The organism is Micromonospora sp. RP3T (assembly GCF_003027925.1).
GTDB lineage: Bacteria > Actinomycetota > Actinomycetes > Mycobacteriales > Micromonosporaceae > Micromonospora.
In genome coordinates, this window is record NZ_PYPS01000015.1 from 81,174 (window position 1) to 106,111 (window position 24,938).

17 protein-coding genes and 1 riboswitch are annotated in these 24,938 nt (G+C 73.6%); of the genes, 4 read left to right on the top strand and 13 right to left on the bottom strand.

The window, feature by feature from the left end; all coding sequences use genetic code 11:
• The first annotated feature begins 36 nt into the window (after positions 1-36).
• The gene (locus C8054_RS14420; protein ID WP_107157316.1) at positions 37-1,038 is read left to right on the top strand and encodes a hypothetical protein; all 1,002 of its coding nucleotides are present in this window, start codon (positions 37-39) and stop codon (positions 1,036-1,038) included.
• Positions 1,039-1,156: 118 nt separating this feature from the next.
• Entirely contained in the window at positions 1,157-1,921 is a 765-nt protein-coding gene (locus C8054_RS14425; RefSeq protein WP_107157317.1) for a helix-turn-helix transcriptional regulator, read from the top strand.
• Here C8054_RS14425 and C8054_RS14430 read toward each other — a convergent pair.
• The 4 genes from C8054_RS14430 to C8054_RS14445 form a co-directional block, all read right to left on the bottom strand.
• Positions 1,918-2,445, bottom strand: a complete 528-nt coding sequence (locus C8054_RS14430) for a hypothetical protein (RefSeq protein ID WP_107157318.1) — start codon at positions 2,443-2,445, stop codon at positions 1,918-1,920. The two genes, C8054_RS14425 and C8054_RS14430, sit on opposite strands and share 4 nt — an antisense overlap.
• Positions 2,439-4,673, bottom strand: a complete 2,235-nt coding sequence (locus C8054_RS14435) for a hypothetical protein (RefSeq protein WP_107157319.1) — start codon at positions 4,671-4,673, stop codon at positions 2,439-2,441. The genes C8054_RS14430 and C8054_RS14435 overlap by 7 nt, the downstream gene beginning before the upstream one ends.
• A gap of 150 nt (positions 4,674-4,823) precedes the next feature.
• Complete coding sequence (locus C8054_RS14440; protein ID WP_107157380.1) at positions 4,824-5,819, bottom strand: ribonucleotide-diphosphate reductase subunit beta; 996 nt, start codon at positions 5,817-5,819, stop codon at positions 4,824-4,826.
• Between the two features lie 23 nt (positions 5,820-5,842).
• Positions 5,843-8,224 carry a ribonucleoside-diphosphate reductase subunit alpha gene (locus C8054_RS14445; protein ID WP_107157320.1) on the bottom strand — a complete coding sequence of 794 codons (2,382 nt, stop codon included), beginning with the start codon at positions 8,222-8,224 and terminating at the stop codon, positions 5,843-5,845.
• 121 nt (positions 8,225-8,345) lie between these two features.
• Positions 8,346-8,555: riboswitch (cobalamin riboswitch) on the bottom strand.
• A gap of 131 nt (positions 8,556-8,686) precedes the next feature.
• On the opposite strand from C8054_RS14445, the gene C8054_RS14450 reads away from it, so the two are divergent.
• Complete coding sequence (locus C8054_RS14450; RefSeq protein ID WP_107157321.1) at positions 8,687-9,517, top strand: PrsW family intramembrane metalloprotease; 831 nt, start codon at positions 8,687-8,689, stop codon at positions 9,515-9,517.
• Here the strand turns inward: C8054_RS14450 and C8054_RS14455 are convergent.
• A complete protein-coding gene (locus C8054_RS14455) occupies positions 9,507-10,730 on the bottom strand; it encodes a cytochrome P450 (protein WP_107157322.1) in 1,224 nt (407 codons plus the stop codon). The two genes, C8054_RS14450 and C8054_RS14455, sit on opposite strands and share 11 nt — an antisense overlap.
• 56 nt (positions 10,731-10,786) lie before the next feature.
• The gene (locus tag C8054_RS14460; RefSeq protein ID WP_107157323.1) at positions 10,787-11,800 is read right to left on the bottom strand and encodes a hypothetical protein; all 1,014 of its coding nucleotides are present in this window, start codon (positions 11,798-11,800) and stop codon (positions 10,787-10,789) included.
• 69 nt (positions 11,801-11,869) lie between these two features.
• On the opposite strand from C8054_RS14460, the gene C8054_RS14465 reads away from it, so the two are divergent.
• Complete coding sequence (locus C8054_RS14465) at positions 11,870-12,451, top strand: TetR/AcrR family transcriptional regulator (protein ID WP_107157324.1); 582 nt, start codon at positions 11,870-11,872, stop codon at positions 12,449-12,451.
• 86 nt (positions 12,452-12,537) lie between these two features.
• Here C8054_RS14465 and C8054_RS14470 read toward each other — a convergent pair whose 3' ends face one another.
• The 7 genes from C8054_RS14470 to C8054_RS14500 form a co-directional block, all read right to left on the bottom strand.
• Positions 12,538-13,986: a PepSY domain-containing protein gene (locus C8054_RS14470; RefSeq protein ID WP_107157325.1), complete on the bottom strand. Its 1,449-nt coding sequence runs from the start codon at positions 13,984-13,986 to the stop codon at positions 12,538-12,540.
• A gap of 136 nt (positions 13,987-14,122) precedes the next feature.
• Positions 14,123-16,048, bottom strand: a complete 1,926-nt coding sequence (locus tag C8054_RS14475; protein WP_233219637.1) for a bifunctional copper resistance protein CopD/cytochrome c oxidase assembly protein — start codon at positions 16,046-16,048, stop codon at positions 14,123-14,125.
• 254 nt (positions 16,049-16,302) lie between these two features.
• Entirely contained in the window at positions 16,303-16,854 is a 552-nt protein-coding gene (locus C8054_RS14480; protein ID WP_107157326.1) for a copper resistance CopC family protein, read from the bottom strand.
• A 26-nt stretch (positions 16,855-16,880) separates the two neighbouring features.
• Positions 16,881-18,110 (bottom strand): Dyp-type peroxidase, encoded by a 1,230-nt coding sequence (locus tag C8054_RS14485; RefSeq protein ID WP_107157382.1) that lies wholly within the window; start codon positions 18,108-18,110, stop codon positions 16,881-16,883.
• Between the two features lie 53 nt (positions 18,111-18,163).
• A complete protein-coding gene (locus C8054_RS14490) occupies positions 18,164-18,748 on the bottom strand; it encodes a copper chaperone PCu(A)C (RefSeq protein ID WP_107157327.1) in 585 nt (194 codons plus the stop codon).
• Positions 18,749-18,885: 137 nt separating this feature from the next.
• Positions 18,886-19,278, bottom strand: coding sequence for an SCO5389 family protein (locus C8054_RS14495; protein WP_107157328.1), 393 nt, complete (start codon positions 19,276-19,278; stop codon positions 18,886-18,888).
• Positions 19,279-19,425: 147 nt separating this feature from the next.
• A complete protein-coding gene (locus C8054_RS14500; protein WP_107157329.1) occupies positions 19,426-24,885 on the bottom strand; it encodes a carboxyl transferase domain-containing protein in 5,460 nt (1,819 codons plus the stop codon).
• Positions 24,886-24,938: the final 53 nt, after the last annotated feature.

Sequence of the window (24,938 nt, forward strand, 5' to 3'; positions counted from 1 at the left end):
CGCCGGAACCACGGACGACAGGTGGAAGAACCTCAGATGAGTGACAATCACCCTCCCTACGGAGGTTATCCGGACCCGAACGCCGGAGCGTGGGGCAACCAGCCCGACCCCAACGCGCCCTACGGCCAGCAGCCGGCCTCCGGCGCGCCCTACGGCCAGCAGCCGGCGTCGGGTGCCCCGTACGGCACGCCGCCCGCGTCCGGCGCGCCCTACGGCACGCAGCCGGCCTCCGGCGCGCCGTTCGGCGCCCAGCCGGGTGCGCCGTACCAGGGGCAGCCCGGCTATCCCCCGCCGGCGCCGTTCGCGCCGGTCCCGCCGCCGGCCAAGTCGAAGAAGGGCCTGATCGTCGGTCTCGCCGCCGGTGCGGTGACGCTGACGCTGCTGTGCTGCGGCGGCGGGCTCGCCTACGTCGCGTTCGGCGGGGACGACAAGGACGACCCGACGCCGATCGCGTCCGGCAGCACGACTCCCGGCCCCGGCGCCACGACGCCCGGCCCGACCGAGTCCGCGCCGGAGTCGACCGGGCCGGACGAGCCGTCCAACAACGACGCGCTGACCGCCCGCTACTCCAGCGAGATGTCCGCGGTCTGCGACGGCGGGGCGATCCTCAACGCCGCCCCGTACACCAGCCCGGCGAACGCGAAGGCGTACGTCTTCTCGAACTCCCCGGACCGGCCGTCGTACTGGTCGCAGAAGTCCTTCAGCTCGGAGAAGCCGTACTACGCCAAGTCGGCGGACTTCGCCACCGTGTCGGTGATCGGCTGCCTCAAGATGGTCGACGGCAGCGAGGGCACGCCGAAGAAGTGCCAGTACAAGGCCAGCGACGGCAAGGCCGTCACGGTCGACTACATCTCCTCGCGGTACACGCTGACGTTCCACGCGGCGAAGACCGGCGAGAAGATCGGCGACGGCGGCACCGTGACCGCGCCGGCCGCCCGCTGCCCGAGCTTCATCTCCTACAACAAGGTGACGATGAAGTCGTACGCGGCGCCGGACAGCGGCACCATGGAGGCGGCGCTCGACCGCTTCCTCAAGTAGGCAGGTGTTAGGAGGGGGCCCCGCTTATGCAGAATGCGTTAAGCGGGGCCCCCTCCTTCGGTGTTGGGTGTCGGGTTGGCGACGTGGGAATCCCGGCCCGGCTCCTAAGGTCTCGCTCGTGACGCTTCCCACCGCCACGGCGGACCAGACGTGGATACGCGAGACGGCGACCGGGATCGGGGCGCTGCGCGGCGCCGCGCTCGTCGACACCGTGCTGGCCGCCGTCGCCCGCCGGCTCGACAGCGAGCTGTCCACCTACGCCGAACTCGACCTGGCCACGCTGCGCCTGCCCGACCTCGCCGCCGACCGGCCGGTGGACCGGGCGCTGGTTCACCGGATGCACCACCAGGTGACCGACCATCCGCTGTTCGCGCCGACGGTCCGCCGCTCGCACCGGTACCCGGGGGAGCCGGCGCAGGTGACCGACGTGCTGTCGGAACGGCAGTGGCGGCAGCACGCGCTCTACCGCGAGGTGCTCGCCCCGCGTGGCATCGGCGCGCACACCGTCACAGTGGTGGTCGCGCCCACCCCGGTGCTGCGCTGGTACCAGTTCAACCGCGACCGCGCCTTCGACGCGCGCGAGATGGACCTGCTCACCCGCCTGCAACCGGCGCTGATCCCGGTGCACCGGCGGGCCTGCCTGCCCGCCGGCGTCGCCCTCCCCGGTGGCGCGACGCTCACCGGGCGGGAGGTGGAGGTGCTGCGCGGCATCGCCGACGGGCTGACCGTGCCGGCCACCGCCCGCCGGCTGGGCCTGGCCGCCGGCACGGTCCGCAAGCACCTGGAACACGTGCACCGCAAGCTGGGCACCTCCGGGCCGGTCGCCACCGTCATGAAGGCGGTCGAACTCGGCATCCTGGAGGTGCCCGGCCGGCGGTCCTAGCTGGTGGCGCAGGGCAGCGACGCGCCCTGGCAGGCCCGGATCAGCGACCCGATCTCGAACTGGCCGACCCGCCGGTCGGCCAGGATCACGTCCACCACGGCCGCGGTGTCGGCGACGGGCAGGTCCACCACCACGTCCGCCTCCTTGACCCGGGGCGTGTCGTGCGCGTTGCGCTTGCTGTCGTACACCCGGACCGCGAGCGGGTCGTCGAGCGCCAGCGTGTCCAGCACCGCCCCGGCGGCGTCGCGCACCACGAGCTGGAACGGCCCGCCGGAGTCGCGCAGCGACGAGGCGAAGCCCCGGTCGATCTCCAGCAGGGTCGGCGCGGCGGCCCGCGCCGACACGCGCAGCCCGAGCCGCAGGTGGGTGCCGGTGGTCGGGTTCGCCGGGTCGACGGTCGGCGCCGGCACCACCGGCGCCGCGCCGGCCGCCGTGGGCGCGGCCTGCGAGGCGACCGCCACGGCGCCCAGGAACGGCAGCGCCAGCGCGGCCACCACCAGGGTACGGAGACGTCGGTTCAGCATTGCCCTCTCCCGCATCGTGCGAAGGTCGCCTCGGCGGCCCGGATGTCGTCGGCCCGCTCGACCGAATTGTCGATCATGACGTCGGCCATCGGGCCGTCGCTGCGCCACCAACCGGTCGGGGTCACGCCGTCGGTGATCTCGTTGCAGGTGCCCGCGGCCGACCCGCCCCGCCGGCAGTCCGTCAACGAGTGGTAGGTGTTCTTCCCCTCGCCGTACCAGTAGCCGCCGTCGCAGCAGTACTCGTCGCCCTCGTGGTAGGCGCTGTGGTGCAGCTCGTGCCAGCCCACGATCGGCGAGTCGGCGCTGAACACCGAGCCGGAGGCGTTGTCCCGGCAGTTGACGGTGTGCAGTACGCCGTTGGTCTCGGCGAAGCTGACCGGGCTGAACGCGCCGCGCCGGCACAACGCGTCGCCGTCCGGGCTGACCGTCACCTCGACCGGCACGTTCTGCACCCAGATTCCCACCTGGGACCAGTGCGTGCCGATCGAGCTGGGGAACACCCGCGACCGGATGCCCAGCAACTGCCACGCGTTGTCGTCCACCGCGTTGCCGAACTGCCGCGCGCCGTCCAGTGTGGTGGTGTCGTAGCCGGTGCCCGGCGCGTACGCCACGTCGATGCTCTGGTTCAGCGGCCGGGTGTTCACCCGCCCGTTGCCGTCCACCACCGCCGGCACGCTGGCCCGCCACAGCGGCACCAGGGTCACCTCCGGCGTCTGCGACGGCGCCGGCGGGTTCAGGTCGGTGATCCGCCAGTCCGCCGTCGCGGTGCGGGCCTCCGGCACCCCGTCCGCCTCGCTGGCGGTCACCCGGTAGGCGACCGCCGCGCCGGCCAGGATGTCCGACGGGATCACCGCCTGGCACTCGTCGGTCTGCTCGCAGGTCTTCACCACGCGGGGCGCGAGCGTCACCGGCCGGCCGATCCAGCCGGCCGGGCTCATCTCCACGGTGATCCGGGCCGCCGGTCGGGCGGTGTGGTCGGTGGCGACCACCTTGGCGCGGATCGACGTGCCGGGCGCCGCCTGCGGGTTGACCGCCGGGACGCCCGGCTCGGCCAGCGCGTACACCTCCAGGCCGGGCGGCGGGTCGCTGACCGGCACGGTACGCCAGGCGGCCGGGAACGCCCGCCCGTCGTCGGCGGTGCCCTCCAGCGTGAACACGTAGCTGCCGGGCGTGGCCCAGGAGCCGTCGGCGTGCCGGCCGGTCCAGGAGAACGAGATCGGGCCGGCGGCGCGGCGCTGGTCGGCGCTGCGGAACACCTCGACGCCGCCACGCGTCACCCGCATCCGGAACGTGCCGGCGGCCGTCGCCACCGCGCTCACCACGATCGGGCCGCTGCGGTACTGCCAGTTCGTGGCCGGCTGGCTGGTCATGCCGGTGAACGCCAGCCCGACCCGCTGGATGACCCGGGCCTGGGTGGTCCGGGCCGAGCCGGCGTCGACCGGGTCGACGACCGTGATCGTGTACCCGCCCACGGCCGCGTACGACCCGTCGGACCAGCGGCCGTCCCAGTCGACGTTGAACGCGCCGCCGTAGAACGGCGCCTCGGCCAGCACGATCGACGCCCCGGTCGCCTGCGAGGTGACGGTGAACCGCAGCGCCGACGGCACCGACAGCGATCCGCTGATCATCAGCCGCTCGCCGAGCCGCGGGTCGAACTCGCGCGGCGTGCCGGTCGGCGACGGCGACGAGATGGCGATGCTCGTCGGTCGGGCCGCGACCGTCACCGTGAAGATCGCCCGGGACGGCCCGCCGCTGGTGGTCCACCGGGACACCCCGGCCCGGCCGCCGAGCAGGTTCGTGGTGGCCCAGTCCTTCGCCGTGCCCGGGTTGAGGTCGGCCTGCTCGCGGCTGCCGCCCTCGGTGGAGTCGTCCTCCCACAGCTCGAAGTTGACCCGGAAGTTGCCGGTTACCGACCGCCCGGCGCAGACCGTGCGGTCGCCGACGATGTCCGTGCCGGCGGCCGCCGGCAGCGCCATCTCACAGCGTTGCTGCTGGCCGTCGTCCTGCGTGATGATCGCGACGCCGAACAGCTCCGGCGGGTCGCAGACGACCAGCCAGACCCGGTCCAGGCACTCCGTGGTGTGCATCTCGTTCGCCGTGACGGTGACCGTGGAGCCGTAACTCGCCGCGGCCGGCGCGGCCGGCAGCACGGCGGCGAACGCCACCCCGACCACAGTGGCCAGTGCCGCCGCCAGCAACGGCCGCAGCCGTCGACGTATCCGTTTCATGGTGCGGTTCCCCCCTCGTCCGCCGACGCCCGGGTGGGGATCGGCGCAGACAACTGTGCGGATCGGGGGCGCCGCGGGCGATACGCGCATGCGCGTATCCGGGGACGGTCCCGTCCCGGCCGCGGACGGCGGCCGGGACGGGGACCGGGGTCAGAAGTCGTCGTCGAACGTGACGCTGCCGGTCACCCCGACCTGGTACGCCGACACCCGCCGCTCGAAGAAGTTCGACAGCTCCTGCACGTCCTGCAACTCCATGAACGCGAACGGGTTGCCGCTGCCGTACATCGGCGCGAGGCCCAGCGCCGCCAGCCGCCGGTCCGCCACGTGTTGCAGGTAGCCGCGCATGTCGGCCGGCGACATCCCGGAGACGCCCTGGTCGAGCAGGTCCTCGGCGAACTGCGCCTCGCACTCCACCGCCTCGGCGAGCATGTCCCGGACCTGCCGTTCCAGCTCGGCGTCGAACAGCTCCGGCTCCTCGGCGCGGACGGTCTCCACCACGTCGAACGCGAACGCCATGTGCATCGACTCGTCCCGGAACACCCAGTTGGTGCCGGAGGCCAACCCGTTGAGCAGCCCCCGTGACCGCAGGAAGTAGACGTAGGCGAACGCGCCGTAGAAGAACAGCCCCTCGATGCACGCGGCGAAGCAGATGAGGTTGAGCAGGAACGCCCGCCGGTCGGAGCGGGTGCGCAGCTCCCGCAGCTCGTGGATCGAGTCGATCCAACGGAAGCAGAACTCCGCCTTGCGGGCGATCGACGGGATGTTCTCCACCGCCGCGAACGCGGCGAACCGCTCCCGCTCGTCCGGCACGTACGTGTCCAGCAGGTTGAGGTAGAACTGGACGTGCACCGCCTCCTCGAAGAGCTGGCGGGACAGGTAGAGCCGCCCCTCCGGCGAGTTGACGTGCTGGTAGAGGTTGAGCACCAGGTTGTTGGCGACGATGGTGTCGCCGGTGGCGAAGAACGCGACCAGCCGCGACACCAGGTGCCGCTCGGCCGGCGAGAGCCGCTCCAGGTCGGCCAGGTCGGCGTGCAGGTCCACCTCCTCGACGGTCCAGGTGTTGCGGATGGCGTCGCGGAACCGGTCGAAGAAGTGCGGGTAGCGCATCGGCCGCAGGGTCAGGTCCATGCCCGGGTCGAGCAGCATCGGGCGGTTCTCGGGCACCGTGGTCACTGGCAGGCCTCGCAACTCTCGGGGTTCTCCAGGGAGCAGGCGAGCGCCTCGTCGTCGCGGGCGGGCGCCGGGGCGGGCACCGGGGCCACGGTGGCCTGCTGGATCCGGGTCGCCGGACGCGACCGCAGGTAGTAGGTGGTCTTCAAACCGGACCGCCAGGCGTACCGGTACATCGAGGAGAGCTTGCCGATGGTCGGCGCGCCCAGGAACAGGTTCAGCGACTGCGACTGGTCGACGTAGGGCGCCCGCGCGGCGGCCAGGTCGATCAGCGCCCGCTGCGGCAGCTCCCACGCGGTCCGGAACAGTTCCCGCACCTCGGCGGGCAGCTCGGTGACACCCTGCACCGAGCCCTCGGCCCGCTTGATCCGGTCGCGGACCTGCGGCGTCCACAGGCCACGCGCCTTCAGCTCCCGCACCAGGTACGTGTTGACCTGGAGGAACTCGCCGGACATGGTCTCCCGCTTGAACAGGTTCGACACCTGCGGCTCGACGCACTCGTAGCAGCCGGCGATCGAGGCGATGGTGGCCGTCGGCGCGATGGCCACCAGCAGCGAGTTGCGCAGCCCGGACGCGGCGATCCGCGCCCGCAACGCCGCCCACCTGTCGACCTGGGTCGGCGTCGCGCCCCACAGGTCCGGGTGCAGGTCGCCCTTCGCGGCCCGGGTCCGCGGGTACGCGGGATGCGGCCCGAACTGCTCGGCCAGCCCGGCGGAGGTCTCCAGCGCGGTCAGCAGGATCTCCTCCTGCACCCGGGTGGACAGCTCCCGCGCCGCCGGTGAGTCGAACGGCAGGCGCAGCGTGAAGAACGCGTCCTGGAGGCCCATCAGTCCCAGCCCGACCGGCCGCCAGCGCGGATTCGACGCCGCCGCCTGCGCGGCCGGGTAGTAGTTGATGTCGATCACCCGGTCCAGGAACACCACAGCGGTACGCACCGTGGCCCGCAGCTTCTCCCAGTCGACCCCGTCGGCGGTGACGTGCGCGCCGAGGTTCACCGAACCGAGGTTGCACACCGCCGTCTCGGCGTCGTCGTTGACCTCCAGGATCTCGGTGCACAGGTTGGACAGGTGGATCACGTTGCCCGGCTCGCCGGTCTGGTTGGACAGCCGGTTCGCGGCGTCCTTGAACGTCATCCACCCGTTGCCGGTCTGCGCGAGCGTGCGCATCATCCGCCCGTACAGGTCGCGGGCCCGGACCGTGCGGACCGCCTTCTTCTCGGCCGCCCGGTACGCGGCGTCGAACGCCTCGCCGTACAGGTCGGGCAGTTCCGGCGCGTCGGACGGGTCGATCAGCGACCAGTCCTCGTCCGCCTCGACCCGGCGCATGAACTCGTCCGGGATCCAGTTGGCCAGGTTGAGGTTGTGGGTCCGCCGGGACTCCTCGCCGGTGTTGTCCCGCAGCTCCAGGAACTCCTCCACGTCCGGGTGCCACGGCTCCAGGTAGACGCAGGCCGCGCCCTTGCGCCGGCCGCCCTGGTTCACCGCCGCCACCCCGGCGTCGAGCGTCTTGAGGAACGGCACGATGCCGTTCGACCGCCCGTTCGTGCCCCGGATCAGCGCGCCCCGGCCGCGCACCCGGGACCAGGAGATGCCGATGCCGCCGGAGAACTTCGACAGCTTCGCCACCTGGTGGTAGCGCTCGTAGATGGAGTCCAGCTCGTCGCGGGGCGAGTCCACCAGGAAGCACGACGACATCTGGGTGTGCCGGGTGCCCGAGTTGAACAGCGTGGGGGAGCTGGGCAGGTAGGCCAGGCTGGACATCAGCCGGTAGAGCGCGACCGCCTCGGCCGGGGTGTGCGACAGCCCGCAGGCCACCCGCAGCAGCCAGTACTGCGGCGTCTCCACCACCAGCCGCGACTCCGGGTGTCGCAGCAGGTAACGGTCCGCCACCGTGCGCAGGCCGAAGTACTCGAACCGCAGGTCACCGGCCGGGTCCACGGCGTCGTCCAGCTCGTCGGCGTGGCGGGCCACGAACGCGGCGGTGTCGTCGCCGACCAGCCCCAGCCCGTGCGCGTACCGGATCGACTCGCTGAAGCGCGTCACCTGCTGCCCGCGAACCTCCTCGTCCACGTACGCGGCCAGCAGCCGGGCGGCCAACCGGGAATATTGCGGCTCCTCGCCGATCAGCTCCGCCGCGGTCTGGATCGACAACCGGTCCAGCTCCGCGGTGCTCGCCCCGTCGTAGAGCCCGCTGATGGTCCGGGTGGCGACCCGCAGCGGATCGACCTCGGCCAGGTCGGCGACCCAGCGCTCGACCGCCCGGACGATCCGGTTGACGTCGACCGGTTCGGTGTCGCCGTCCCGCTTGCGGACCCGCATCGCCAGCCGGCGCTGCTCCGGCCCGGTGGCACCGGACCGGGGACTCTCCTGCACGACCGTCATGACCTCTCCCTCGCTGTCACCGATGGTCTCGGCCGGCGGGAGAACGCCAACGGGCACGGCACGCAGGACCGGCCCGGCTGCTGGCGTAGGTCGTCCCGCGCGACCGTCGACCGCCGCGCGCGGCAGCGCACGGCGCGCTGGCAGGTCTTCGGACTCGCGGGCGTGACACGAGGTCGCCTACTGGCCGTCGCTTCCCAGGCCGGTGGCCCAGTGCTGATGACGGCGGTCGTTCCCACTCACCGCTGCGGGGCAGTCCCGGACTTCCACCGGGTTCCCTCTTGCCTCGGCCGTGCCTGGAAGGCGCGGCCGAACCAGCTGCGGGGACACCATATATGGCGGTGATGGCCGGCGGGCAACACCAGATGTCGCGTCGGGCGTGTCGGCTGCGTCTCACTGTCCACGATGCCGGACGGACGCCGCCCGCGGTTGGCGCTCCCCGGAGCCGGGGACGATAGTGGCGGCATGGCGAATCTCGGACGCCGCTGGGCGTGGCTCCTGGTCCTGCTGGTCGGCGTCGGACTGTTCCTGCTGGTGCTGGAGACCCTGATCGGCACCCGGAACATCAACTTCGTACCCGCGCTCATCGTGCTCGGCGCCGCGATCGCGCCGGCCACGTTCCTCACGTTCGCCGAGGGCCGGTCCGGCCGCTGGCGGGTCCCGGGCGCGATCGTCGGCCTCGCCGCGTTCCTCGGCGGGGTGATCGGTGTCGTCGCGGCCGGCTGGCTGGAGTACGACACGTTGCACCGGCTCGGCGTGCTGCCGATGGTCCTCGTCGGCCTGATCGAGGAGACCGCGAAGCTCATCGTGCCGGTCGGTGTCCTGCTGCTGTGGCGGCGGCACCGGTCGCCGGGGGAGGGGCTGGTGATCGGCGTGGCCTCCGGCGCCGGATTCGCCGCGCTGGAGACGATGGGTTACGCGTTCACCGCGCTGGTCGGGTCGCAGGGCAACCTCGGCGCGGTCGAGCAGACACTGCTGATCCGCGGTCTCACCGCGCCGGCCGCGCACCTGTCCTGGACCGGGCTCACGGCCGGCGCGTTGTTCGCCCTCGCCGCCGCGCCCGGCGGCCGCCGGCTCGCCGCGTTCCTGCTGACCTTCGCCGCGGCGGTCACGTTGCACACCTGCTGGGACACGTTCGGCACGCAGGCCGCGTACCTGTTCATCGGCGGCGTGTCGCTGGGCTGGCTGCTGCTGCGCCTGCACCTCGACCGCGAGCGGCCGGGCGCGGTGACCACGATGTCGCCGGGCGCTCCCGAGCCGGTCGGCGGCGTCGCGGGCGGGCCGGCTACCAGGTGACCGGCAGCCCGACCGGGCCGAGGATGGCGTGGCCCGGCTTCCACGGCACCTCGTCCGGCGGCACCGCGAGGCGCAGGCCGGGCAGCTCCCGCAGCAGCAGGCCGAGCGCGGTGCGCACCTCCAGCGCGCCCAGGTGGGCCCCGATGCAGTAGTGCGCGCCGTGCCCGAAGGACAGGTGCGGCGTGGGTGCGCGGTCGAAGTCCATCCGTTCCGGGTCGGGGAACACCGCCGGGTCGCGGTTGGCGGCGTCGTGCGAGGGGACCACGATGTCGCCCGCCGCCAGTCGGGCGCCGCTGGGCAGCGTCACGTCCGCCATCACCCGCCGCGGCATCTCGTCGCCGTTCGCGGTGGAGTGCAGCCGCTCCAGCTCGGCGACCGCGCCGTCCAGCCGTTCGGGGTGCGCGACAAGATGCGCCCAACCGGTGCCGGCCGGCCCGTACGGCTCGGTCTGGAGCACGTGGACGAACGTGGCGATCGAGCTGGCCGTGGTCTCCCAGCCGCCCACCACGAGCGAGATCGGCAGCTTGATCTGGACGTCCACCGGCTGGTCGGCGGCGACGGTCGCGATCCGGCCGAGCAGGTCGTCGCCGGGTCGGTCGCGTCGCTGTTCGAGCTGCTCCCACAGGTAGCCGCCCATCTCCTCGGCGGACCGGGCGGCCTCCTCGCGGCTCAGGTCGCCGGCGCCGAGGAACATGTCGCCCCACCGGCGGAACCGCATCCGGTCGTCGGCCGGCAGGCCGAGCAGGTCACAGATCACGTCCAGCGCGAACGGGACGGCGAAGTCGCGGACCAGGTCCGCCGGAGCGCCCCGGACCACCATCGCGCTGAGCCGCTCCTCGGCCGCGGTCCGGACCGCGTCGCGCAGCCCGTCGACGGCCGGCCTGGTGAACGCGTCCTTCACGGTGCCGCGCACCCGGGCGTGCTCGGCCCCGTCCATGCCGAGCATGGTGCCGGACACGTCGACCTCGTCGGCGTACGCGGCGGCGGCCCGGGAGAAGACGTCCTGCCGGCGCAGCACCTCGCGCACGTCGGCGTACCGGCAGATCAGCAGCGCCGGCACCGGTTCGCCGCCGACCCGGCGGACGATGGGCACCACCGGAGAGCCGGCGGCGAACCGGGCGTAGTCGGGGTGCTTGCGTGGGCCGGGCGGCCGGTTGACGCCGTCGGCGTCCTGGTAGAAGGGGTGGGGCAGGCGGGCCTCGATGTCCGTCATCCGTCCACACTGCCAGTTCCGCCCCGACGGCGCGGGCCCGCCGTCGGGGCGGACGCCTAGCCGGCCGACCGGTTCGACGCGCGGGCGCGGCCGTACTCGGCGAGGGCGTGGAAGGCGGCCTTGGGTGTCCACGAGCCGTCCGGCAGCACCCGCACGATGCCCCGGGCCGCCAGGTCGAAGTCGTGCTCCGGGTCCCCGGTGGTGGGCAGGTGCCGGTTCGCGAACGTGTAGACGAAGGCCGCCTCCACCCCGCCCGCCTCGTAGTCGCGCAGCAGGTCGACGAGGTAGCGGGCCTGGCCCTCCTCGTCGCGCTCCAGCGTCGCGGTGAGCTTCGCCGCCCGGCCGTGCTCGTCGTAGGTGACCGGTTCCGTCGCGCCCGCGACGTCGGCGGCGCCCCGGTACGTGCAGCAGCCGAACTCCGTGGCGGCGTACGGCTTGCCCTGGCCCACCGCCGCCGCGAGGCTCTGCGGAAACGCCGCCGCGTTCGTGGCGTCGCGGTAGCCGGCGTCGCTGGCGATGATGTCGAACGGGGTCCAGTCGACGCCTTCGAGGGGGATCGAGGCGTATCCGACCGGGCCACCGAACCGCTCGCGCACCGCGGGAAGCACGTCGGCGAAGAAGTCGCGCACCGCGGCCCGCGCGACCGGGACCGCCTCCCGCATCCGCATCGGATCGGTGAACAGCGCCAGGCGCTCGGTCAGGTCGCGGCCGGGCAGGAAGCCCTCGGTGAACATGGAGATCTCGGAGCCGGTGAGGTAGACGACGGTGGCGCCCTCACGTCGCAGCCGCTCGGCCCGTTCGGCGCCGTCGAGCAGGAACGCCATGAGCCCGGCGCGGTCCAGGCCGTTGGTGAACGGGCAGTACCACACCTCCAGCCCCGTTTCGGCCGCCAGGCGCGCGGTCAGCTCCAGCCGGTCCTGGACGCCGCCGGTGATCCGCACCGCGTCGCAGTGCAGTTCGTCCCGGATGACCCGCAGGTCGCGCCGTACGGTCTCCGGGTCGAAGGGTTCGTGGGTGGTGGACCCGGCGCTCACGAAGCCGGTGTCGTAGTTCATGCCGAAGACGCGCATCCCGCGTTTCCTCCCCGCTCATAAGGTACGCCGCGTACCCTACAGGGTACGTCGAGTACCCTGCAAGCCATGGGCACGAGGCGCCGGGGCGAGGAACTGGAACGGGCGATCCTGCACGCCGCCGCAGCGGAACTGCGCGAATCCGGATACTCGGGGATGACGATGGACCGGGTCGCCGCCCGCGCCGGGACCAACAAGAACGCCATCTACCGCCGGTGGCCGCACCGGGCGGCGCTGGGCATCGCGGCGTACCGCCACCTGTCCGACGCCGCCATGCCGAACCCGGACACCGGAACGTTGCGCGGCGACGCGCTGGAGATGCTCCGCCGGGCCAACGAGACGTGGTCCTCGCCGCACGGGACGATCCTGCGCGGCCTGCTCGCCGCCGCGGCCGACGACCCGGAGCTGCTCACCCTGATGCGGGAGCGCTCCGGCGCGGACACCATGGACCGCGCGTGGCTCGGCATGCTGGACCGGGCCGCGGCCCGGGGCGAGGCGCCGGCGGCGGCCGTCCGGCCCCGGGTGGCGACGGCGCCGATGATGCTGCTCCGCGCCGAGTACGCGATGCGCGGCATCCCCTCGGTCCCCGACGAGGTGCTTGTCGAGATCGTGGACGAGGTGTTCCTGCCCCTGGTGCGCGGCCACGGCTGACCGGCGCCGACCCGCACGGCGGCCCCGGCTGGACCGGCAGTGGCACCGGCCCGCCGGACGGTTCGTGGATCGGCGGTCGCGCGGCCTCAGGACCCGCTCGGCACCGTGGCCGGGCGCCGCCGGCGGAGCAGCCCGAGCACGCCGTCGAGGACGAGGAAGCCGAGCAGCGGGCCGCCGAACCAGGGCAGCGCCCAGCCGAGCGCCACCACCACCGGCACCCCGACCAGCAGCGCTCCCCGGCGCACCCCGCGTACCGCCCCACGGGTCGGCGGCGCGCCCAGCGGGGTCCGGCGGTCGGTGCGGGTGGGGCGGCGCTGCCACCACATTCGGTACCCCCAGACGACGACGCAGAGCAGACCGAGCGCGAGCGCGGCGAGCAGAGCCTGGTTGACCGGCCCGAAGAGCCGGCCCATGTGGGCCTGGATGCCGAGTTTGCTGAGCTTCGCCAGGACCGGCCAGTCGGCGAAGTCGCTGCGGGCGGTGACCGCGCCGCTGACCGGGTCGACGGCGACCCGGTCGTAGCCGACCGGCCACACGTCGTCGGTCTGCGCGACCGTCCACGCGGTGCCGTCCTCAGCCGCGGGGGTGATCGCGAGCGGCCCGGACAGGCCGGCGGCGCGGGCACTGCCCAGCACCCGGTCGTAGATCGCCGGGTCCGCCGCCGGGGCGACGGACGACCCGCCGTGCTGGTGTCCGCCACCGGCGGCCGGTGGCGGGCCGGCGAGTGCGGTGGAGATCTCGGGGGCACCGGCACGCAGCGCGTCCAGGCCGGCGCCGAAGTTCGCCCCGGCGTAGCGTGACCAGGTCAGGCCGGTGGCGGAGAGGAACAGCAGGCCGACGGAGAGCCAGACGCCGGTCGTGGCGTGCCAGCCTCGGGTGCGCCGCACGCCCCGGCCGGCGGACAGGTCGGGTACCAGCAGGTGCCGGACGCGGGCCCGGCCGGCGGCGCGCCGACGCCACCACAGCACCACGCCACCCAGCGCCAGCACCCACAGCCAGCTCGCCGCGATCTCCGAGTAGTGCCGGCCGACATCACCCAGGTGCAGGTTGCGGTGCAGGTCGTCCAGCCAGGTGGTGGCCGGCGTCGAGCCGAACCAGGTGGTCAACCGGCCGGACACCCGGGCGGTGTACGGGTCCACGTAGACGGTGTGCTGCCGGTCGCCGAGGTCGTCGCGGGCGAACACCACCCGGGTGGTCCGGTCGCCCTGACCGGGCTGCACCCCGGTGAGCGTGCCGTCGGGGTGCACGGCACGGGCGGCGGCGATCTGCTCGGCGAGCGGTCGGGGCTGCTCGCCGACGGTGGAGACGGTGAGCTTGTCACCGTAGAACGCGTCGTCGAGCTGCGGGGTGAGCGTGTAGGCCAGCCCGGTGAGCGCGGCGACCAGCAGGAACGGCGCGACGAGGATGCCGGCGTAGAAGTGCAGGCGGGTCAGCAGTGCGGTCAGCGGCGTGGGCCGACGCGCCGGTCGGGCCGGCCCGGCTGGCGCGGTGGGGGAAGCCGGCGCGCGGTCGCCGGGCAGTTCGGTCAGGGACACGTGGGCAACTCCGATCGGAACGAGGAACGGGGAATGGCCGGCCCGCTGCCCGTCGAGCCGTGCCGTGGTGCGCGGTTTCCGCCTCCCGGGTGAATGGTCGGGCCGGGTCGCGCGGAAGTTCCCGCCGGTGTTCCGATCAGTTCCGGTCAGGCTCGCGCGCGGCGGCGAGGATTGCGTTGTAGCGGGCCAGGTCGTCCTCCGCGCCGGTCGCCTCGGCCCGGTCCGCGGCCCGGTCGAGGCGGCGCTGCTCGCGCCGGTCGGCCCGGATCCACTGCCGGACCAGCAGGATCATGACGACGGCGGCCGGGATCTCGCCGAACGCCCAGGCGATGCCGGCGCCCAGCCTCTGGTCCTCCAGCGGTGACGCGGCCCAGTCGGGGTGCACACCGAGGTACCAGTCCGGGGCGATGACGGTGGTGGTCTGCATCAGCGCGAGCCCGAAGAAGCCGTGCGCCATCATCGAGCACAGGTGGATGGGCACGAGGACGGGGTGGGGGAGCCGGGGTCGGCCCGGATCGGTGCCGATGAGTACCCAGAACAGCAGGTAGCCGGATGCCACGAAGTGCCCCAGCATGGCCAGGTGCCCGAGGTGGGAGCGCATCAGCGTGCCGAGCAGGTCGCTGAAGTAGAGGCCGAACAGACCGGTGGTGTAGCTGCCGAGCGCCACCAGCGGATGGGTGAGCAGCCGGGTGGGGCGGCTGTGCAGGGCGCGCAGCAGCCACTCCCGGGCGCCGCGTACGCCTGGTTCGGTCGGACGGCGCAGTGCCCGCAGCGCGAGCGTGACCGGGGCGCCGCCGACCAGCAGGATCGGCACCAGCATGGACAGCACCATGTGCTGGGCCATGTGCGCGCTGAACAGCACGTAGGCGTAGCGGGCGAAGCCGAGGCCGGTGGCGGCGGCCAGCACCAGCAGCCCGCCGAGCCAGCTCGCGGTGCGGGCCACCGGCCAGTGGTGCCCGCCGCGGCGCAGCCGGCGCACCCCGGCGAGGTAACCGCCGATGCCGACCACGGTCACGGTCAGAAGGAGCAGGTCGGGCAACGGCTGCCCGAGCAGGTGTGCCGCGGTGGGCGCGGCCGGCATCGGGAAGCCGAGCATGCCGGTCACCGGGTCGGCGTCGACCGGCTCGGGGACCGGCGCCGGGCTGCGCGACAGCGCCACCGCCAGACCGATGGTGGCGGCGAAGACCACCAGTTCGCCGGCGGCGAGGCGGGCGAACGCATTGCGCCGCCCGGCGGCCAGACCTGGCAGGGTACGCGTGCGGTGGGCGGCGCCGAGCAGGCCGAGCAGCACGAGCGCGGCCAGCTTGCCGAGCACCAGCCAGCCGTACCGGGACTGCCAGAGCTGGTCCACCGCGCCGAGGCGGACCGCGGCGTTGGCCAGGCCGCTGACCGTGACGGCGACGAAGCAGGCGAGGGCGAGCCGGCTGTAGCGCCCAGCGGCGCCGGGCAGGTGCCGGCTGCGACGGACGGTCAGGAGCGCGGCGAGGCTGCCGGCCCACAACGCGGCGGCGAGCACGTGCAGCGCGAGGCTGGACACCGCGATCTGGTGGTTGCCCGCGCCGGCGGCATGGCCCGTCAGCGCCGGAGGGAGCAGACCGACCAGCGCCAGCCCGGCGGCGACTGCGGCCGTGCGACGGGACACGCCGACCCGGGCCGCCACCGCCACGACCGCCGTCAGTCCGGCCTGCACCAGCAACGACCGCCCCTGCGTGATGTCGACGCCGAAGCTGACCACGCTCACCGCGTCGAGCCGGTCGAGCGGCACGCCGAGCAGGTCGGACACGGTGAGCACCAGCAGCGTCAGGGAGGCCGCGGCCCAGCCGGCCGCGGCCAGGCCGGCGCGGCGCAGCAGCAGCCAGCCGTGTGCGGAGACGCTTGTGCCGTCGCCGGGCAGCAGGAACGCGGCGGTCACCGCGAAGCCGACGGTGAGCGTGCCGAGCCCGTCGGCGAGCAGCCGTACCGCCGGTAGAGCCCAGGTGGTGACCGGTCCGGGATCGGGCAGGCCGGGGATCGCGGGAGCGAGCGCGCTACCGGTCCGCAGCGCGAGCAGCAGCACGGCCACCGCCGAACCGGTCGCCAGTAGCAGAACGAGCCAGCCATGCGGACCCCCTCCCAGCGGTCCGGCTCCGGCCCCGGGACTGCTGGCCCTGGGTGCGTCGGCAGTCGCAGCCGGGCCGGTTGCGGACGCGGCGACGCCCGTCGCGGCCGGGGCAGCCACGGCGGGATCGGACCGGTGGGACGAGGGCGACGAGGGCTGATGCACGGTGCGGAACCTGATTTCGAATCGGGGTGCCGGGTCGGATCCGGCCGCTGACGTCAGGAGGCGCGGCGGCGTCGCGTCAGCAGCGCGAACGCGCCCAGCACGGCCAGGCCGGCGACCGCCCCGGCGGCCAGGGGCACCACCGGCGGTCCGTCGTCGGCGCCGCCGGTGGTGGCCGCCGGGCTCGCTGCGGTGTCGCCGCGGGCCGTGCCGGCCGCGTCGGGTGCGGTCGACCCGGTGGTCGGGTCGGCGACGGTGAACCGGTACGAGCCCTGCACGGGGTGGCCGTCGGCGGAGACCACCCGGTAGGCGACGGTGTAGGTGCCGTTGGGCAGTGGCTGGTCGACGGTGATCGTGCCGGTGGTACCGCCGACGGCGGGTGCGCCGGTGGGGACCTTCCGTCGGTCGGCGTCGCTGAGGACGATGGTGGTGAACTCCGGGTTGAGTTGCTGGATGAACCGCAGCGTGACGGAGGTCGGCGCGGTGGTGAGTCGGGCGTCCTGGGCCGGTGTGGCCGTCTGGAGCGCGTTGTGCGCCGAGGCCGGCGTGGCGGGCAGCAGCAGTGCGGCGAACACCAGGGCCACGACGGCGGCGGATCGGGTGCGCATCGGGTCGGGAGCCTTCCTGGTGGTGGTCAGTCGAGCACCTGTTGGCCGATCCAGCCGCCGTCGGGGCAGCCGGGCGGTACGGCGAACACGGCGGAGCCGATCGGGGTGGTCCACTCGTTGAGCAGGTCCCGTTCGGCGAGGCGGCGCTGAATGGGCAGGAACTGGCGGGTGATGTCGGCCTGGTATGCGGCGAAGATGAGGCCGCTGTCGGCGTGCCCGTCGGCGGTCGGTACGCCGTCGTAGTTGTAGGGCCGGCGTAGGAGCTTGAGTCGGTCGTCGGTGACATGGGCGCGGGTCAGGTGGGAGAAGTCGGGGATGACGGTGAGCCCGTCCGGTCCGAGGGCGGCGAACTCGGGCTCGTCATACTCGGCGGTGCTGGTCAGCGGCGCGCCGGTGTCCAGTCGTCGACCCACCGCGATCTCCCGGTCGGTGCGGCCGAGCAGGTCCCAGGTCTCCAGGTTCATGCTGATCCGCCGCACCACGAGGGTGGTGGAGTCGTGCAGCCAGGCCGGCCCGTCGGTGACCCACACGGCGGTGTCCGCGGGGGTGCCGGGTTTCGGGTTGGCGGTGCCGTCGAGCTGGCCGAACAGGTTGCGCTGGGTGCGTCCCGGTTCGGCGCCGGCGGCCCGCCGGAAGCCCTGCTGCACCCAGCGCACGGTGGCGAACGGCCGGCTGTCCTTGATCAGGACACGCTGGGCGTGGGCGACGGTGAGCGGGTCGTCGGCGCAGATCTGCACCAGCAGGTCCCCGCCGGTCCAGCGGGGTTGCAGCCGGTCGATGCGGAAGGCGGGTAGCTCGGCCACGGACGCCGGGCGGCGGTCGGTGCGCCCGGCGGCGGTGTAGAGGCCGGGGCCGAAGCCGAACGTGACGGTGAGTCGGGCGGGCAGCAGGCCGAGTTCCGGTTCGGTGTCGGCCAGCGACGGGCGGCCCTGGGTGAGGCGGGCGGCGTCGTCGGAGAGCAGGCGCAGCATCCGGCCGATCGCGGCCCGGTCGGTATCCGGTTTCAGGGTGAAAGCGACGAACGCGGCGTGCGCCTGCGGCTCGGTGGTCACGCCGGACTGCCGGGCGCCGTGGAACGGCTCGACCGCGGTGCCGACCTGTGCCACCGGTACCGGCTCAGGGCGGACCCCGGGGTCATCGGGTCGGGCGGCGGCGATCGTGACGCCGCCGGCCAGCGCGCCCCCGACAGTGAGCGCGCCGCCGGTGAGCAGGCCACGCCGACTCACCGTACGGCCGGTGGAGGAACCCTCGGTCATGCCGTGCCCGCTGGGCATGCCCTCACGGCCCTCGCTTCGCTCGGTGCGTTCGGTCATGCCGGCGGGCTCGTGTCCATCTCCGGCATCGGGGAGTCGCCGTGGCCGGGGGCGTAGGACTCCTGAGCGCCGGTGAACGGCTTCGCCACCGCGCGGAAGGTCTGGGTGCGGCCGTCGGCGAAGGTGAGGGTGAAGCTCAACTCGTCGCCGGCCCTGACCGGCTTGGCGAGGTCCATCAGCATCAGGTGGTCGCCGCCGGGCTCCAGTGTGGCCCGAGAGTGCGCCTTGACCACGATGCCGCCCTGCTTGGGCTGCATGACCATCGTCCCGTCCTTCATGGTCATCTCGTGCAGCTCCATCGGGGAGACCTCGGTGGCGGCCTTCGTGATCGTCACGTCGGCGTCACCGTCGTTGACCAGCGTGCCGAACGCCGCGGTCATGCCCTTGTCGGCGGCCTTCACCCACGGGTCGCGGATGCCGAGCACCCCGGCCGCCGCGTCGGCCGAGGCCGTCGGCGTCGCCGACGAGACCGCCGTGGATGACTCGTCGGACGACCCGCAGGCGGCGCCGGACGCGGCCAGCAGGACCGCGCCGATCAGGGCCGCGGGGCGCCGGAACCGGCCGCTGGTGGTGCTGAGCATGACATTGTCCCCTCGAAGATCGGTGTACCTGTCGTTGGTCGGAGCGAGGGGACGGATAGTTCCGGTCGGTGGGACCGGTCGTGTCACCCGGCGCGGCGAGCCGACGGCACACGCCGGCCCGCCGCGTGGTGCGCGGCTCAGCAGTTGCGCAGCGTGGGGGACTGGTTCAGCAGTTGGCCCCGGCTGGAGGTGAACCGGCGGTACGCCTCGGAGCCGGCGGCGGACGGCCGGAACGCGGCCACCCGGTGACAGTTCTGGAACGCCAGCCGCACTCCGAAGTGACGCTCCAGGCCGGCGCGGATCGCGTCGCTGGCGAGCGCGCGCAGCAGTTGCCCGCGCTCGGTCTCGCCCGGCGGCGGGACGACGTTGTCGGTGAAGTCGGCGTCGGACGTCGCCAGGTCGGCGACCACCCGGCTGACGGTCTCCCAGGCGTACGGCAGGGAGTCGCGGACGCAGGCGACGAACGCCTCCTCGGACACGGGACCGGCCTCGGCGGCGCGGAGCAGGGCGGGCGGCACGGTGAGCGACATGTCTCCTCCACTTCCGGAAACGACAACCGTTTCCATTAAGCTGACGTGGTGGAGCACATCACGGCCGGTTCGGCCCGGTCAAGCACCGCCACACGCGAAGCGGCGGACGGGCCCGGAGCCCGTCCGCCGCTGTCGGCGCGTCGTGGGTCAGCCCAGCCGCGCCTCGATCGCCTCGATGATCCGGGGCCGCAGCTCGGCGGCGCGGATCACCGCGTCCACGGAACCGACCTCGACGGCACGCTGGATGCTGTGCACCCGGTCGAACTCGGCGGCCACCTCGCCCAACTTCTCGGCCCGCACCGACGACCGCAGCTCGTCCAGCTCCCCGGTGAGCGTCGCGCGCTCGGTGCCGGTGGCGGCCCCGACCCGGCTCTCCAGCTCGCGTACCCGGGGATCGGCGGCGGTGCGCGCGGCGACCTCGCCGGCGAAGACCACGGCGGCGGCCGGCGCGCCACCGAGCACCGAGGCGAACGAGCCCTCGATCGCCAGCACCGTCATGGCCGGGTTGAGCGCCTTGGAGAACACCACGAACGCGCCGCCGTGGTAGCGCGAGATCACGCAGAACACGATCGGGCCGCGGAAGTTCACGATCGCCCGGCCGATCTCCGCGCCGTACTCCAGTTGCAGCTTGCGCATCGACTCCGGCGAGCCGTCGAAGCCGGACAGGTTGGCCAGCACCACCAGGGGCCGGTTGCCGCTGGCCGCGTTGATCGCCCGCGCGGCCTTCTTCGAGGACCGGGGGAACAGCGTGCCGGCGGTGTAGGTGTCCGGGCCGTCGGTGGGCGGGAAACCGTGTCGGGGCACCGACCGGGACTCGATGCCGAGCAGGCACACCGGGATGCCGCCGAGGTGCACGTCCTGCACCACAGCGGTCTCCGCGTCGGCCATGCCCGCCCACCGCTCCAGCACCGGGTGGTCCTGGTCCGCGAGGGCCCGCATCACGGTACGGATGTCGAACGGCTTCTTCCGGTCCGGGTTCGCGGTGGCGGAGAAGATCTCCCCGACCGTGGTGAAGTCGCTGCCGGCCACCGTGTGCGGGAACGTCGACACGTCCCGGTCCGCCGGGTCGGTGGTGGTGGCCCGGCGCGGCGCGTCCTCACCAGGCGCCACGTAGGTGTGGTCGTAGTGCGCCATCAGCACCTCGTGCGCGGCCGGCAGGTTCGGCGCCCAGTACTGCGCCTGCCCGTTCGGACCCATCACCCGGTCGTAGCCGCCGATGCCGAAGTTGTCCTCGGCGGACACGCCGCCGGAGAAGTCCAGCGACTGCTTGCCGGTCAGCACCATCGCCGAGTCCGGCGTCATCACCAGCACACCCTTGGTGTGCATGAGCATCGTCGCCTCGGCGTTCCAGTACGGCTGGGCACCGACGGTGATGCCCGCCACCACGATGTTGATCTCGCCGCCGTCCTGGGTGAACTCGACGATCCGCTTGAGCGCGGCGGCCACCCAGTCCATGTTCTCGGTGCCCGAGGTCATCGAGATCCGGGCACCGGCGGAGAGCGCGTACCACTCCAGCGGCACGCCCATCCGCTGTGCCAGGTCCAGCGCGGCGATCACCCGCCGGCACTCCGGCTCGGAGAGCGCGCCGAGCGACTTGGTCGGGTCGCCCAGCAGCACCACCCGCGTCACCCCGTCCGGGTGCCGTGGCGTCGGCGTACGGACCACGCCGGCCACGATCGCGGCGGTGTTGCGCCCCTTCGGCCGGTCCACCGGCACCAGCGTGTGCTCGGCGTCCAGGTCGTGCTCGGTGAACTCGCCGAGCAGCCCGGTCAGCTCGTACGGGTAGACCGTGTTGCGGCTGGCCGCCCGCAGCACCTTCAGCCGGTAGTCGTCGAGCGGCTCGACCGGCTCGGTCGGCGGCTCGCCCACGGTGAGCCGGGCCTGCCCGGTGACGTCGAAGGCGATCCGCACGCCGACCTTGGTCAACTCCCCGGTCCGGCGGTCCCGCTGCCGCCCGATGAACAGGATCTCCTCCAGATCCGCGCCGACCGTGGTCGGACGCACCCGGGCCGCGATCCGCTCCATCTCCTCCCGGGTCAGCTCGCTCGGCGGCCAGACGTAGATGACGATCCGGTTGGTCGGGAACCGGACCTTCGACGGCCGCCGGGACTGCGCCCGGCGGATCGAGTCGATGCAGGCGGTGACCGCGTCCTCGGTGGTCGGCAGCGCCATCAGCCGGCCGTCCTGCTCGCGCAGCTCGGTCAGGTCCCGGACCTGGGCGAACGCGACGAGCCGCTGGTCCGTCGGGTTCTCCTGGGCGACCGCCTGGAAGAGGTAGACCTCCTCGTCCAGCGACGGCAGCCGGGTCAGGTCGAACCGGTGCAGCCGCTCCAACTGCATCCGCTGCGCGATGTACGGGTGCAGGCCCCGGATCAGCCGCTCCTCGGCCATCGCGGTCCCGTCCGGACGGAACGTGAAGTGGTGGTGCATCACCGCGCCGCCGCGCCCGGCCACCGTGGTGGTGAGCCGGCGCACCCGGTCCGGCAGCGGATGCGCGTTGATCACGTCGAGCAGCGCGGCGACGGTGGCGTCGAAGTCCTCGGGCTGGTTCTCCCAGACCAGGTAGACGTCCGCGTCGACCGCGTCGCGGTCGCCGGCGACCTCGGCCAGCCCGCGCAGCGCGTCGCCGAGCGCGTCGAACCGGACCGCCGCCGACACCACGCTCGACTCGGCGCGGTCGGCCACCACGAACACGCAACCCCCGGCCGTACGGGTGCGGACGCCGGTGAGCGCCTTGTTGCCGTAGTAGCGACGGGTCAGCACCTCCAGCATGGTCGCGTTGTCCAGATTGTCCCGAACCAGCCGCTGACCGAGCAGCCGGACCAGCGGCTCGGTGCTGCGGACCATCTCGGCGACCCGCTCCTCGCGGTCCGGCGCGTCCGGCTGACGGTCGAGGTGACGCAGGTGCGACCGGACCCGCGCGTACACCCGGGCCCGGTTGCGACGCAGCAGCGGCTGGGCGAACCAGGCGAACACCAGGCCCCGGGCCAGGTCCGCGACGACCGGGAAGCGGACCTGGGTGGCCGCGATCAGCCGCTCCAACGCGAGGCCGGCGGGTTCGCGCAGCGCCTCGTCCGGCGGCAGCTCCCGCAGCCAGGAGCGGAGCAGCGCGGCGATCACGGCGGCGTCGACGGTGGCCCGCTGCTGGGCCAGGAAGATCCGGAACACCGCGGCCTCGAGCGCGGGGGAGCGGTCCAGCTCGGTGACGCCGTAGTGACCGAGCGCCTTGGCCAGCCGGGCTCGGAACGCCTCCGGCGAACCGGCCCGCTCCACGTCGAGGCTCTGCAGGTAGATGTGGAAGTGCTCGCGGGCGCTGTGCAGGTGCCCGACGGGACCGTCGTCCCCGCCGGGCCGGTTGCGGCTCAGCTCGGCCAGGTCGGCGAAGACGTCGACCAGTTCCAGCTCCTCGGCCAGCGGCCGGTGCCCGGCCTCGGTGGCCGCCCGCCGCGCGTCGAGGTAGTCGTCGAGGACGCGGCGCTCGTCGTGCGGGTCCACGTCGAAGCCGAGCAGCAGCCCGCGCAGGTCCTCCTGGCCGCGCTCGACCCGGGTCCGCGCCGGGACGTCCGCGGGCGCGTCCGGCAGGTCCAGCTCCACGGCGGCCTCGGCCGGCGCGGCGGCCTCGTCGCCCTCCTCGGCGACCGGCTCCAGGCGCAGCAGCGGCGCGCCGGCCTCCACCTGGGTGCCGACCGCGACGGCGCACTCCTTCAGGCGGGCCCGGAACGGCGCCCGCAGCACCGTCTCCATCTTCATCGCCTCCAGCACCAGCACCGGCGCGCCGGCCTCGACCTCCGCGCCGACCTCCAGCGGCGTGGCGACGACGAGAGCCGGCATCGGGGAGCGCAGCACGCCGCCCTCGTCGCGGCTGATCCGGTGCGTGACGCCGTCCACCTCGACCAGGTGGACCGGCCCGTGGGTGCCGGTGAGCAGGCGGTAGCGGACGCCGTTGACGGCGATCTGCCCGGTGTGCCGGTCGAAGCGGTCCAGCTCGACGTCGGCGGTACGCGCGTCGCCGCCGGCCTCGATGCCGACCCGGAACCGGTGCGCGCCGACCCGGGCCACCCGCATCCGGTAGCTCGCGCCGCGAAGCTTCAGGTCCAGCGGCCGGCCGCTGCGGTGCTGCACCTGGGGCCGGCCGCCGGCCGCGGTGGAGAGCAGTCGCTGCCGCTCGGCGCTCTCGTCCTCCTCGTACGCCTCGATCGCGGCGGCGGCCAGCGCCACCGCGGAGTGCCGGTGCCCGACCAGCCGGCCCTCGCCGCGGACCCGGTCGATCCAGCCGGTGTCCGCGCTGGCGTCGATCACCTCGGGCTGGTCGAGCAGGTCGAGCACGAAGCTCTTGTTGGTCGCCCCGCCCTCGATGACCACTGTGGTGTCCGCCATCGCGCGGCGCAGCCGGCCGAGCGCCTCGTCCCGGTCCCGGCCGTACGCGATGATCTTGGCGATCATGGAGTCGAAGTCGGCGGGGATGGTGTCGCCCTCGCTGACCCCGGTGTCCACCCGGATGCCGGGGCCGGCCGGGAGATCCAGGCGGGTGATCCGCCCGGGGGAGGGGGCGAAGTCCCGGTCCGGGTCCTCCGCGTTGAGCCGCGCCTCGATGGCGTGCCCGCGCTCGGCCGGCGGCGCACCGGTGAGCCGGCCCCCGCCGGCCACGTGCAGCTGCGCCTTGACCAGGTCGAAGCCGGTGGTCGACTCGGTGATCGGGTGTTCGACCTGGAGCCGGGTGTTCACCTCCAGGAAGGCGAAGAGCCGGTCGCCGGGGTGGTAGAGGAACTCCACCGTCGCCGCGCCGCGGTAGCCGACCGCGACCGCCAGCCGTTCCGCCGACGCCTTCAGCTCGGCGACCTGCGCCGCGTCGAGCAGCGGCGAGGCCGACTCCTCGATCACCTTCTGGTTGCGCCGCTGCACCGAGCAGTCCCGGACGCCGAGCGCCCAGGCGGTGCCCTGCCCGTCCGCGATCACCTGCACCTCGACGTGGCGGGCGCCGGTGACCAGGCGCTCCAGGAACACCACGCCGCTGCCGAACGCCCGGGCCGCCTCCTGGCTGGTGCGCTCGTACGCGTCGGTCAGCTCCGCGTCGCTGCGGACCACCCGGATGCCGCGCCCACCGCCGCCGGCGGTCGCCTTCAGCATCAGCGGGTAGCCGATCTGCGCCGCCGCGGTGACGGCTGCCTCCAAGCTCTCCACCGCGCCGCGGCTCCACGGCGCGACCGGCACGCCGACCTCCTCGGCGATCAGCTTGGCGCCGATCTTGTCACCGAGCTTGCGCATCGCGTCCGCGCTCGGCCCGACGAACGTGACACCGACCTTCTCGCACAGCTCGGCGAAGGCCGGGTCCTCGGCCACGAAGCCCCAACCCACCCACGCGGCGTCCGCGTGGGTCTCCACCAGCGCGCGTTCCAGCGCCTTGAGGTCGAGGTACGGGCGGGCGGACGCGGGCCCGAGGTCGTAGGCGACGTCCGCCTCGCGGACGAAGGTGGCGGTGCGGTCGACGTCGGTGTACAGCGCGACGGTCTCGATCCGGCTGCCGGTCTCCGCGGCCAGTTCCCGGACCGCGTGGATGAGCCGCATGGCGGCCTCACCACGGTTGACGATGGCGACACGGGTGAACACGTGACCGTCCCCTTCGGTAGACCCACGGTGGTGCGCCGGGTGGCGGCGGTGCC